Raw genomic sequence first — 13,253 nt, 5'->3', positions numbered from 1 at the left:
ATATTAAAGAATTCTGAAAATGAAAAATAAATTTAATATAGTCTTATTCGTATTTACATTGATCGGTTTTTCATCGTGTGAAATTAATGATCCGATTAATGACTGGGCTGAGGTGGGACAAAGAACACCTTATGTATATTGGGAATTGGGTAGTACGACGGTTTCTGCTGGAAATGATGTTTCTTTTACCGCATATTATTATGCAGATGGTATAGATATTAGCAGCATTGAAGTATGGTATGACGTAAATAAAGTGGAAACACGAGAAGTAACTTGTCCGTTAATTTCTTATACCTTTAAGATTGATGTGGATCAACAGATGCGTTCTGCACAGAGAATTAAAACTTATGATTTAAATGCTGTTCCATGGAATCAGGAAAAGAGGTCATATATTATGACTACTAATTTCCCTGTTTCTCCGGTTTTAGTGTCTGAGTCTTGGACGGATGTAAAACCTGCTGATTTTACGGAAGAGAAATTTGTAAAACTTTATACTGATACTTTTGAAACGGCTTTTAGAAAAGGGTTACAAACGGAGATAGAAAAAGATTATTATGCTAAAATGCGTAAAATGGTAGAAGGCTTCAGTTTGATGGAGAATATTGAAGATTATGATGCTTTGTTTACAACGGAAAAAGATCCTGAAACCGGAAAGATTAATTATATAATTTCTGATGAAGACAAAGCTATGCTAAACAATGCTTTAGCTGAAGTAAGTTTTGTTGATTTGATATATAATAGTCAAACTGAAAGCTATGTGATTAATTATTCCAGTAATTTTTATTTGAATGCTGAATTCAGGGCATATGATGCAGATGGCGTAATTGGTCGAACGGATAATAAAGTTATAACAGTAAATTAAAAAGCATAGAACAATGAAACTATTTAGATATATATTATTGACGACTGTATTGTTGTTATCATTGTCTGCTTGCGTAGAAAATGATCCTACATATCACAAGTTTCCCGGTGATAAGGTAACGTTTACTTATGCAGTCGATGGAAAATACGAACTGGATTTTTTAGTAGGTTCGACAATAAAATTTACAAATACGTCGGAAGTATCGGGTTCCTGTCATTGGGATTTTGGAGATGGTGAACCAGTTGAGGAGGGGCAAGCGACAGCTCAAAACCCTTATCATAAGTATACAAAAGCAGGTAAATTTACGGTTACGCTCACGATTGAAGGAGAAGGTTCAGTTTCAATGCCGATCATGATTAATGAAATTATACCTTCATTGACAGTAGATCCTATGGAAGATGTATGTGTTATTAATGAAACTCCTATTACAATAAGTGTAGAATTGCGTAATCCTAATGAATCGGATGTACCTGAATATACTTGGGTATTACCCGAAGGGACTACATTATTAGATAAACCGATTGAAGGAAATATTTATGTAGGGGATAATCCTGGACGGATGACTTTTAAGAATATAGGTTCCCAAAAAGTGACTTTGCAAACTGTTCTTGGTGGAAAAAAACTGCAAGATGCTACCGTGAATGTTCAGGTAGGAACGCCTACACCTGCAAAGACTATTTATTACGCAGCTAAAGCGGGTAATATTATGGCGTACAAACTTGTGACGAATGTTCCAGAAGGAACCAAGGTTCTACCTTTTGACTTAGGTGTAAAATCAGGTTCTCATCCGTTGAATATGCAATTTTATGAAACATCTCAGACTTTGTTCGTTTTTGATTGTGGAGCCCAATTTACATATACGGGTACACCGGATAATGCTGGAGATGGAAAAATTTCAGCGCTTTCTGCGGATGCATCGACTGTTGAAACCGTATTGGCAAATGGTGGTAACGCCTTTAACGATCCCTTTTATGGATATGTAGATGATACATATATTTATTTTGCAGATCGTAATACTGGTATTCGTAGGGTTGGCATTGATACGAGGAATTCTTCTTTGAGTGCCGATGAACCGTATTTTGTGCAGAATAACACTTTAGCTTATTATGGCAAGCCTTGGCAATACGGAGCTATGAATGCTTGTTTTACAAGGGTAGGAGATACCTGGTATTGGGCTAAAACGTATGGCGGGGGCGGTATATTTAGATTTAAAGACTCTGATATAAACGGTACGACTGTTCCGGCTAAGATTATTTTCCCGAATGCTTTTGTAAAATCTTTTGTGGTTGATACTGAAAATCGGATGCTATATGCTATAATTCGGGAAAAAGGTTTTTATGCTGTGCCTTTGGACGATATAGAAGCGAATGATAAGGCTGAAAAAGATACGGAAGAAGGCTCTTATTTGAAAGTTTCATTTAGTTCGGATAGTGAAGGTTCTTCCGGTGAATATATTGATGTTTGCCAGATGATTGTAGATAATACAGACGGTTCTGTTTATTTCGGTTACCGTAAAGCGGATGCTGATAAAGAGCCGACTGGATTGAAACGCTGGAATCCGGCTAATCCTACAAAATTGGAAACTATTGTAGATGGTGTTCGCATATATGGTATTGCTATTAATAATACTGAAACAAAATTGTTTTAAAATAGATTGAAATAAAAGCAGTCGGCTTTTGCCGGCCGGCTGCTTTGTTTTTATGATGAAAATTTATGAAGAAGATCGGTAAAATATGCCTTTTTAGTGTGATGTTGTTGGGTTTGAGTTTGACAACTGTTCAAGCGCAATCGCCAAAACGCGAGTTTCGTGGGGTATGGTTATCTACGGTGTGGAAATTGACGTGGCCGACCGCTACGATAACACAGACAGGCAATGCTGCACAGATTAATTCCCAGAAACAGGAGATGATTATGCTGTTGGATTCGGTGAAGAATGCGAATATGAACTCTATATTTTTTCAGGTTCGTAGTCGTTGTGACGCTATGTACAGATCTTCTTACGAGCCATGGTCGACCGATTTGGTAGCAACGCGCGGTATGGATCCTGGTTATGATCCTCTTGAATTTGTAGTTGAAGAAGCTCATAAACGAGGAATTGAAGTTCATGCCTGGATAAATCCTTACAGGTATGAAGGCGTATTGTATCAATGGAACGGAACTCCTCAGGCATATAGAACGGAGCATCCGGATTGGCTGCTTGATTATCCAGGTGCTTCTATCCTGAATCCCGGAAAACCGGAAGTGCGTAATAGAATTACCGATATTGTAAGTGAAATTGTTCGGAATTATGATGTAGACGGTATCGTATTTGACGATTATTTCTACATGGAAGGAACGACCGATGCTATGGACCAGGATTTATTTGAAGCGAATAATCCTGATAACCTGGAGAGAGGAGACTGGCGGCGCCAGAATGTAAATAAAATGGTGAAGCAGGTATATGATATGATCCAAAATACGAAACCTTATGTTAAATTTGGCATAAGTCCTGCCGGCGTATGGACAACAAATGCTTCTATAGCCAGCAAATACGGATTAACTCCTACTCCTGCATCCGGAGAATATGCTTATAATGGTATTTATTGCGATCCTGTTGCGTGGATACAGGAAAAAACGATCGATTATATATCTCCTCAGATCTATTGGACAATAGGCTCGTCCAATGATTATTCTAAGATTGCGCCTTGGTGGAGCGATGTAGCGCGCCGGTACGGGAGACATTTTTATTCCAGTCATACGGCAAGCGGTTTGTCTTCGGCCTATGCTCCCTCCAGGACTCAAGGTGTAAATAATAATTTTGTTGATTATACGGCAGATGATGAAGTTTTTGAGTTGAACGGCGAAACGGTAAGTGCTTCGGCTTTATCACAAATTGAAAGGCAGTCTGCCAGAATGGTGCAGGCTCCGGCTGCTACAGCTGCTTTTAAAGGAGGTGAATTAGTCAATCAGGTATTGTGTAACAGGGATGCCGATTATGCAGATGCTCCGGGAAGTGTATTTTATAATACGAAGACTTTCATCAGGACACCTAAAATGCTGGCGCTTATGCGGGATGAAGTATATCAAAGATTTGCATTGACGCCAGCCGTAGGTTGGAAACAAAATATTAATCCCGGTTTGGTAGACAACATAACCTTTAATGGTACGGATTTAACCTGGACCGGATATTCGGGTATGCGGTATGCGATTTATGCAGTTCCCACATCTAAAGCGACAGAAGACGGTACATGTTTCACCAGTGATTATCTTGTGGGGATTTCTTATGTTGCAAATTATACATTACCGGAAAAATACAGAGAAGGTTATACGTATGCGGTTTCGGTAGTTGACAGATATGGAAATGAATTTGCACCTCGTTTTGCCGGAGCCTATTTACAGACATCGGAAAGCGTGACGCTTACATTCCCTTTAAATGGCGCAAATGTAGCATCTCCGTTTGTGTTTACCTGGAGCGAAGTGCCGGGTGCTGTATATGTACATGAAGTAGCATTGGATCCCGATTTTACAGATGTGATTTCTTCCCGGGAATTGACGGTAAATAAATTCTCTTCATTTTTATTAGGTAATTTGGATAATAGCAAAACGTATTATTGGAGAGTAAAAACACGCAAACCTAATTCTACAGACGCATTGTCGGCAACCCATATGTTTCTGGCCGAGAATTTCAGAGTCGTTACTCCTGAAACGGGAAGTACGGAGGTTTCCATAACTCCTGTAATCAGCTGGACTTCTGTTAATTCGGTAACGGAGTATACAATGGAAATATCCACCGCATATAGTTTTGCTTCCAGTAATATAGTACATTCTGCGGTGTATACCGGTACCGAAGTGACTTTACCGGTAGGTGTGCTGGTAGGAGGAATGACCTATTATGTGAGGATGAAAGCGACCGTCGGCGAGCAAACTTATACGAGTGAAATAACGAGTTTTACTACCGAAGAAGCTATTCCTGAAGTGCCGGTAATTTTATCTCCGCTCCAGAATCAAATAGTAAATACGCGTAACGTAGAAGTTATATGGGCCGATAATTATCTGGCTAAGGGTTTCAGAGTGGAAATACATCCTTCGGAAACTTTTATCCCTATACGAAATGGAAAGGTACAAACGATTTCTAATTTCGTATACAATACGGTTTTTGACAATCTTACTGCCGATGGTGTTTATTACATTCGGGTTAGGGCCGATTATGGTACAGGATCATATACAGACTGGTCGGATACTGTGAAAATTGAATATAGAGGTTTTTCTGCAGTGGAAGATGCCAGTGCCGATGAAACTTGTTTTGTAACTCCGGGCACTAATCCTAATTTAGTGCTTAAGGCAGGTGCTAAACATGTTACGGCCGAAATTGTTGATATATCAGGACGGTATTTGGGACGTTTTGTCGATGAAACCGATTTTCAGGGTGAGCAGTCATTCCGGTTGCCCTCATTGAGTTCCGGAGTATATATTATTATTGTGAATTTGGATGGAAAAATTAAAAAAGTGAAGTTGATACAATGATAATCCTTAATCTTTTATGAATATATTGTTTTATACGATATAGATTTTAGTATTTATTTAAACTATTTTTATTATGAAAAAATTATTACTCGGAGTTGCTGCGTTATTTACCGCAACATCTGTTTTTGCAGTTGATCCAGTGGATCCTGCAATTTATGCGCCGGTTGAATCCGGTGGAACGTATACCATAACGAACTTGTGGATGAAGGCTGATAAGAATGAGAACAACCTTAATTCCGATGCTAATTTAGGAGCAGCAAGCGAAGTTCGTGGTATGGCAGTGAAAGATGGCCAGTTGTTGTTCACTTACCGTTCCGGTGGTCTTTCTAACGGTATCCCGGGCGTCAAGATTTTTGACATGAAGACAGGTAATTTCGTGAAAGAGATTATGAAAGATACTCTTGATTTCATGAGTGCTGATGGAAAGATGCTGGGTTATCCTTGTAACGACATTCAGGTAGATGATGCCGGAAACGTTATTCTTTTTAACATGACTACAAACTGGACAACCGCTCCTGTTGCTTTATATACGGTGGATCTGGAAACAGGTGCCCTTGAAAAAAGATTCGAATTGGTAGATCCGTTTTTAGGAGTTATGACTGAGGGTGATGTTGCTGGTTTCCGTGTTGACTATTTTGCTATTAAAGGCGATATTACAAAAGACGCTATTTTGCTGTTCGCTTGTTCCAGTGCTTCTCATGTAGTACGTTGCGATATCAAGGACGGTCAGTTAATAAAACAGGAAGACGACCAGTTGTATAAAGATATAACAATCCAGGGTTACTATCCTGCTTCTGGAGTAGACAACGGAACGGGTCCCCGTGTTGTTATCGTAGATGACGATTATTTTTATCTGGATGGTTTTAACTCTCATGCTACATTGTATGACAAATCGGGTTCTATTATAGAAAGTGTCGGTGATGCACCGGAAGATTGCGCTGCTACCAGTACGGGTAATAATGGTGTGGCTGAATTTGAACTGGGCGGTAAACCGTTCTGTGTGTATTCTGTAACGAATAATTTAGCAACGCCTCCTCAGTCTGTTAAACTTATAGAAATGGGTGCAGGTCCTACGTTTGCTGGTGCTAAATATTACTGGACTATTCCTGAGGGCGGTTTAGGTGTGCAGTCGAATGCTAATCGTGTGTTGTTACCTCGTATTCAGTATGAAGGTGAAAATATAGTGTATTTGTCTGTGTATGCTTGTGGTTCAGGTGCAGCAGCTTATAAAATTGAATATAAACCAGAAGGTGATGGAGTAGGTTCTGTTGCCAATGATGTTGTTGCAATTACTGTAAACGGTAATGATATTAATTTCAATGCCGCTGCAGATGCAGTTCTTTATAATATCGCAGGTCAGAAAGTAGCTGAAGTTAAAGACAATACTACTATGGCAGCTCCTGCCGCTGGTCTTTATATCGTAAAAGCGAAAGTTAATGGTGCTGAAAAAGTTCAGAAAGTAGTTGTAAAATAATACAATCATTCTTTCTGAATTACTGATTCAATAAATTAACGGAAAGGGTGATATATTATAAATATATATTACCCTTTCTTTCATTTAATACCTGAATATTTTCCTTAGTCTTTTATTAAAAAATGTCTCTATGAAAAAAATATTTACTTTTTTCCTTTTATTATTCACTTTCCTCCTGTCGTTTGCGAAAGGAAATATAATTATCGGTGGTGATATCTATTCGGTAGATACGCTGTCGCATATGAAAGTGGGTCCCGGTACATATTATACTTCTGTGCGTTGTGAGAAAGGTAGTGTAAGACTGAATGTATATTACCTGGAGGTAGATGCAAAGAATCCTTACGTGAAGTTCAAATCTGCATTGTCTTGCGATTCTTTGGTGGGGACAGAATGTATATCGCATATCGCTCCTCGAAAAAGTGTTTCCGGATTTCGATATTTTGCAGGAACAAATGCCGATTTTTTTGCTACGTCCGGGGCTGTCGGAACACCGGTTTACGGGGGAACTGTAGATGGTGAGATTGCTAATGTGTATAATGGCTCTCCTCAAGCTTTGTTTGATAAAGATCAGTTTCTTTATATTGCTCAAACAACTTTTTCAGGCTCTGTTATTGCAGGTGATAACTCTTATTCCATAGATAACGTAAATGCTGCAAGATATGAGAACAATCTGATTTTATATAATCATAATATGGGAAATTATACCCGTACAAATGCTTATGGTTATGAGATTTTGGTTAAACCTCTGGAAGGTGAACAGTTTTGTGTGAACACGGCAACAAGAGTAAAAATTTTATCATCGAGTTCCAATGGGAATATGCGGATTGAACCGGGTTGTGTGGTTCTGTCCGGCCATGGTACTGCTGCCGAATTCTTAAAAACACTGCAAATAAATGATGAAATAGAAATAAAAACAGGACTGACACTAAGTCTGAATAATATACAACCTCCTATACAGTCGGCTGTAGGAGGAGACCGTGCCATTCTGCGGGACGGAAATGTTCTGGATCCCGACTGGGCCGATCGTCATCCCCGTACTTCCATTGGGCACAATGCCGACCGAAGTAAAGTTTATATGTGCGTTGTCGATGGCCGGGGAGCTTCAGCGGGGGTTTCGACGAAACATTTAGCCGATATTATGAAATTTGCCGGGGCCACCGATGCCATGAATCTTGACGGTGGCGGTTCTAGCGGCATGTATATAGAGAAATATGGCATTATGAATGTTCCCAGTGATGGTAAAGAACGTGCTGTAGGCAATGGTATTTTTGTGGTTTCCAATGCTCCCGATGACGATAATATGGCGGAGATATTATGTAAAACACAAAATATAACTTTGCCTAAGAACGGGGTTTTTACACCTGAGTTTCTGGGATATAATCAATACGGATATTTAATTAATACCGATGTAGCCGGAGTTAAATTAAGCTGTGACGAATCTTTAGGCTATATCAAAGATAACTCTTTTGTTGCTTCCGGTTCCGGGAATGGTAATTTAAAAGCATCGTATAACGGGATTGAAACGACGATATCGGTGGAAATAGGGGGAGAATACCCTATGGCGTTACGTCTCGATTCCATTATTAACGACGGCTGTTATGAATACCCTATTGAGGTGCTGGCTACTGTGAATGATAAAAGCATGCCTGTATTATCCTCTGCATTTGACTGGACCGTCGAGCATCCCGATATATGTATGATAAATGACGGAGTTTTGAAAGGTATTAATGATGGTGTTACAGAGGTGTATTGCAAATATAAATCTTTTGAAGATACATTAAAGGTTAAGGTGATGATGCCCAAAGGACGTATTATGGCTGCAGATGATTTTTCAGATATATCTTCCTGGACCGTTACATCCAATGCGTCGAAAGATTGCAAACTGGTTTTGGGAAATAGCGGAGCCGAAATACAGTACACCTATAGCGGAGGACGCGCTCCGTATGTTCAAATGGAGAAAAGATTTGAACTCTATAGTTTACCCGATACATTTAAAATTGTGCTGAATACCGGTGTTACTCAGGTTACAAGGGCGAGTCTTACGATGAAAAATAATTCTGAACGGAATTTTGGCGTATTGGAATATAGTAGTATTCCTGTCAATGAAGATTATCAGATTGTAATACCGATGGATCAATATTTGTCAAATCCCATGGATATGGCCTGTTATCCGATTCATTTCCAGTCATTAAAATTCTTACTTAACACTTCTTCCCAGGTAGCGGGAAATCAATATACATTGAAAATTAAAGATTTTTCTTTAATCTACGGAGATTATGAATTGAGCGCTCCTAGTGTGGAATTGGCTTCATCGTTGATTGTTTATCCTAATCCTGCAGATAGGAAAGATTCTTTTGTATATTTAAAATTAACGGAAGATACCAAATTGAAGGCCGAGTTGTATGATATGGAGGGGAAATTGTTAAAAGTACTTTCCGAAAATCTTGTAGCTGCAGGTGTAGTGAGTTTGCCGGTAGATGGATTAGGTGCCGGTACTTATATTCTCAAAATAACACGCGATGGTAAGACCGACTCCGTAAAAATCATCAAACGGTAAATAATATAAAATAGGACTATATATAACGGAGCTGTTTAAAAAAAATATATTATGAAAAAAATATTTATACTGTTTATGATGACCATTACATTTTGTGCGTATGCACAAAATGTAATGGTGCTGAACGGTGTATCATATCCCGTCGATACATTGGTGCATAAACATGATGTAGGGCCCGGTACCCGATACGCTTATTATAATTTGCCGACAATGCCTTTGAGAGTGCATGTCATGGAAATAGATTTGAAGAATCCTTATGTAGACATAGAAACCTGTCTTGGCGGAGATAAAGTGGTTGCGACTGAACCTCCCACCCTGATGGCAGAAAGAAATAATAAACCAGGTCATGAAGTTATAGGGGCTACAAACGGGGATTTTTATCATTATCAATATCCTATAGAGATAGGTACCCCGCGTAGCGGACAGTTCCGTAAGAACGAATGCGTCGTAAATCCTGTAGGGCGGGCTTCTTTTGTATTAACTCCTGACAGGAAACCTTATGTGGACCGGGTAGATTTTTCCGGTACGGTGAAAGCCGGAGAAAAGACGCATCGTCTGCATGCTGTGAATATGCAGCGACTGGAGTGGGAAACCAGTTCGATTCCCAATTATATGTTGCTCTACACCAATTCTTACGGTCCTGCTACACATGAAGCCCAGGGAGGAGTGAAGGTCGTTTTAAAACCGAAAGCCGGAGAATTCTTTTTCAGCGCCAATAAGAATATAGAGTGTATAGTCGATTCCATATATGACAATCCGGGAACTACCCCTATACCGGAGGGCCGTGCTGTTTTATATGGCGTAGGAACGGCAGAGACTTTCTTAAAAGATTTGAATATAGGAGATGAAACAACTCTTTTTCTGGGAACAAATCTTCGTGACGCTCCTGGTTTAATAACCGACTTGAAAGAACAGATGGGAGGCAGTGATCATATAATACTGAGAAATGGAGAATTGGCAGACGGAGATTATGTCGATGTACATCCGCGTACAGGCATGGGATTCTCTGCAGATAGCACTAAAGTTTATATGGTGGTGGTAGATGGCCGCCGGGCGGGTTACTCCAGTGGAGTATCATTAAATGTCTTTGGAGAGCTATTTCGTGCTTTAGGAGCCTGGAATGCTGTAAATCTGGACGGAGGAGGTTCTTCTGTGATGATTGTGAATAGCGAAGTGGTAAATAATCCTTCGGATAATCTGATACGTCCGGTAGGAAACGGTGTATTAGTCGTTTCTAATGCTCCTATAGATGACGAAATTGCCTCTTTGCAATTTGAGCCTCAACGGTATATATTGCCGGTATATGGCCGTCTCGTACCTCGTATTATTGCATTTAATAAATATGGGGTTATTAAGGAACACGATTTTAAAGGATATACCTTGACGTGTTCTCCCAATGTGGGTTATATAGATGATTCCAATGCGTTTGTAGCAGCCAGTACACCTTGTAAAGGAACAATAACTGCTACTTGGAATGATATATCGGTGACAAGGGAAGTTGAAATTAGAGATGCCGAATTTTCTATGCGTTTGGACTCTGTGGTTCTTGACGGATACAGGTCGTTTCCTATTGAAATACAAGGTGAAATGGATGGCCGGGTATTGTTGTTATCGCCGGCGTCCCTTACCTGGACTGTTGAAAATCCCGATATATGTTCTGTTGATGAAGGCGTAGTAAAAGGGTTGAAAGATGGAGAGACCTTGGTAACCGGTACATTGGATGATTTTGTCGGAACTTTAAAAGTCAAAGTACAAATTCCGAAAACACAGGTGATGAAAGCCGATGATTTTATTTCATCCTGGAATGTATCATCTATATCGGCTATTAAAAATTTATCTGTAAGCAGAGACGGTGATGAAGCGGTTATAAAATATACTTATGGCGCCGGACGTGCTCCGTATGTACAGATTTCCAAAAAAATAGATTTCTATAGCATTCCGGATACATTTAAAATAACAGTCAATACAGGCGAGGTAGTAACTACCAAGGTAAGCATGATGATGAAAAGTAACCAGGACAGGAATTATCAATTGACAGAATGGCCTTCCGTGCCCAAGGGCGAGGACTACACTTATTCTGTGCCTATGGATACTTATCTTACCGATGCAGCCGATTTTGCGAATTATCCTGTGAAATTCGAACAATTGAAATTTATGATCGATGTGGCTTCTCAAACGGCAGGCCGGGAGTACGAAATACGTATTAAAGAATTTGATTTGGTATATAAACATTTTACGATGGGTGTTGGGAATCCGGAAATCATAAAATCATTGCTTGTTTATCCGAATCCTTTAAGAAACGGTGATTCTTCTATCTTCTTGAGGATTAGTGAATCTGTGGATCTTAGTGTGGAATTATATAATTTGCAAGGTCAATTGATAAGGACTAAAGATTTCGGGCATGTTCAACCCGGAGATGTGGCTCTTCCTGCAGATGGTCTGGATATGGGATCCTATTTATTGAAAATATGGCAGAATGGCCGATTTGAAACGGTAAAACTTATGGTGCGTTAAAAATTTAATCATATGAAAAAATTCATTTTAAGTAGTTGTGTGTTTTGGTTGGCCAGTATGCCTCTGTGGGCAACGATAAATATTGGCGGTGTGGAGCGGCAAGTTGATACTTTGGAATACCGGAAAGTGGGCCCGGGTGTTACTTATGTACGAATGAATTTTCCGGAATATCCGTTAAACGTATATACGATGACGATTGATTTGAAAAATCAGTATAATTCGATAGAAACTTTTCAGGGTAATGATCATGCCGGAAGTACCGAGGCTATGACAAGCGCATATAACCGTTTGTCTTCACCCGGACATCAATCCATCGGGTCTATCAACGGCAATTTTTGGATCATGTCTTCAGTACAGGGATATGATATGAGATTGAACGGTCAGCCTCATAGTGGTTGTATCAGAAATAATGAAATAGTTACCGAGCCTAATGGTTGGAACCGGGGAAGAGCTACCAATCCTGTCGATTTATTACAAGAAATAGGTTTTGCCGTAATCGATAAAAATAAAAAGATATGGATTGACGATATGGGTTTTGACGGAAAGGTTATTTATAAAGGAACCTCTTATGGTATTTCCGAGGTTAATAGGATTCGTAATGAAAACGAATTAGTATTTTATAATAGCTATTCGGGAAAAACGATGACCGACATCGACGGTACAGATGTCTTTATTAAGCTGGCAGATGGACAGAGCTGGGGCGTTAACGAAGATGTAAGGTGCATAGTAACCCGTATCGAAAAAGGTGTAGGCGGTCATGATTTACAGACCGGTGAATATGCATTATCCGGGAATAATAAAGAGTTTTTGAATGCAATGGCTGTTGGAGATGAGGTTATTATAAATATGGGAATTTATACACTTACCGACCAATTAAGGCCGTATGCTACGCAAATGGTTACAGGTAACGCTCTTGTCATGAGAGAGGGTGAGCTAACGGTACGTAACAACAATGAAGAATACAATAGCCAAACTTATTCTCGTACAGGTATAGGAATGTCTCAGGACGGTAATACGGTTTATTTAATAGTTATTGACAAGGTTGGTGGATCTAAAGGTACGAATACCGAGACTATGTGTCAGATTCTCAAACATGCCGGAGCCTGGAATGTTACTTCTATGGATGCCGGTGGCTCTGCCCAGATGATGTTAAGAGGTGCGTTGGTGAACAATCCTGCCGACGGTAAGGAGCGTGCCGTAGCCAATGGCTGGATGGTATTCTCGACGGCACCCGAAGATAAAGAACTGAAAAGTCTGGAGTTCGATACATATAATCTTGAAGTTCCGGTATATGCCTCCTTCATACCCCAGATATTAGGTTATAACCAGTATGGTGTACTGGT

The 13,253-nt window shown here is 39.7% G+C and carries 7 protein-coding genes; all 7 read left to right on the top strand.

What is annotated here, in order from left to right; translation table 11 throughout:
- Positions 1-19 precede the first annotated feature (19 nt).
- Complete coding sequence (locus OCV73_RS12375; protein WP_147552658.1) at positions 20-862, top strand: hypothetical protein; 843 nt, start codon at positions 20-22, stop codon at positions 860-862.
- A 13-nt stretch (positions 863-875) separates the two neighbouring features.
- Positions 876-2,510 carry a PKD domain-containing protein gene (locus tag OCV73_RS12370; RefSeq protein WP_147552656.1) on the top strand — a complete coding sequence of 545 codons (1,635 nt, stop codon included), beginning with the start codon at positions 876-878 and terminating at the stop codon, positions 2,508-2,510.
- Positions 2,511-2,575: 65 nt separating this feature from the next.
- Positions 2,576-5,365, top strand: coding sequence for a family 10 glycosylhydrolase (locus tag OCV73_RS12365; protein ID WP_147552654.1), 2,790 nt, complete (start codon positions 2,576-2,578; stop codon positions 5,363-5,365).
- Between the two features lie 202 nt (positions 5,366-5,567).
- The gene (locus OCV73_RS12360; protein ID WP_167551263.1) at positions 5,568-6,839 is read left to right on the top strand and encodes a T9SS type A sorting domain-containing protein; all 1,272 of its coding nucleotides are present in this window, start codon (positions 5,568-5,570) and stop codon (positions 6,837-6,839) included.
- A gap of 130 nt (positions 6,840-6,969) precedes the next feature.
- The gene (locus OCV73_RS12355) at positions 6,970-9,396 is read left to right on the top strand and encodes a phosphodiester glycosidase family protein (RefSeq protein ID WP_147552651.1); all 2,427 of its coding nucleotides are present in this window, start codon (positions 6,970-6,972) and stop codon (positions 9,394-9,396) included.
- A 51-nt stretch (positions 9,397-9,447) separates the two neighbouring features.
- Complete coding sequence (locus OCV73_RS12350; RefSeq protein ID WP_147552649.1) at positions 9,448-11,910, top strand: phosphodiester glycosidase family protein; 2,463 nt, start codon at positions 9,448-9,450, stop codon at positions 11,908-11,910.
- 12 nt (positions 11,911-11,922) lie between these two features.
- Positions 11,923-13,253, top strand: a 1,331-nt coding sequence (locus tag OCV73_RS12345) for a phosphodiester glycosidase family protein (protein WP_147552647.1), incomplete at its 3' end; no start/stop codon positions are given.

It is taken from the genome of Barnesiella propionica, assembly GCF_025567045.1.
Lineage (GTDB): Bacteria > Bacteroidota > Bacteroidia > Bacteroidales > Barnesiellaceae > Barnesiella_B > Barnesiella_B propionica.
This window is presented reverse-complemented; position numbering and strand designations above follow the sequence as displayed.

Bases quoted from the DNA above. Each gene is read 5' to 3' on its own strand.
- OCV73_RS12365 (WP_147552654.1), top strand. From the start codon at position 2,576: ATGAAGAAGATCGGTAAAATATGCCTTTTTAGTGTGATGTTGTTGGGT.
- OCV73_RS12355 (WP_147552651.1), top strand. From the start codon at position 6,970: ATGAAAAAAATATTTACTTTTTTCCTTTTATTATTCACTTTCCTCCTG.
- OCV73_RS12360 (WP_167551263.1), top strand. From the start codon at position 5,568: ATGAAGGCTGATAAGAATGAGAACAACCTTAATTCCGATGCTAATTTA.
- OCV73_RS12370 (WP_147552656.1), top strand. From the start codon at position 876: ATGAAACTATTTAGATATATATTATTGACGACTGTATTGTTGTTATCA.
- OCV73_RS12375 (WP_147552658.1), top strand. From the start codon at position 20: ATGAAAAATAAATTTAATATAGTCTTATTCGTATTTACATTGATCGGT.
- OCV73_RS12350 (WP_147552649.1), top strand. From the start codon at position 9,448: ATGAAAAAAATATTTATACTGTTTATGATGACCATTACATTTTGTGCG.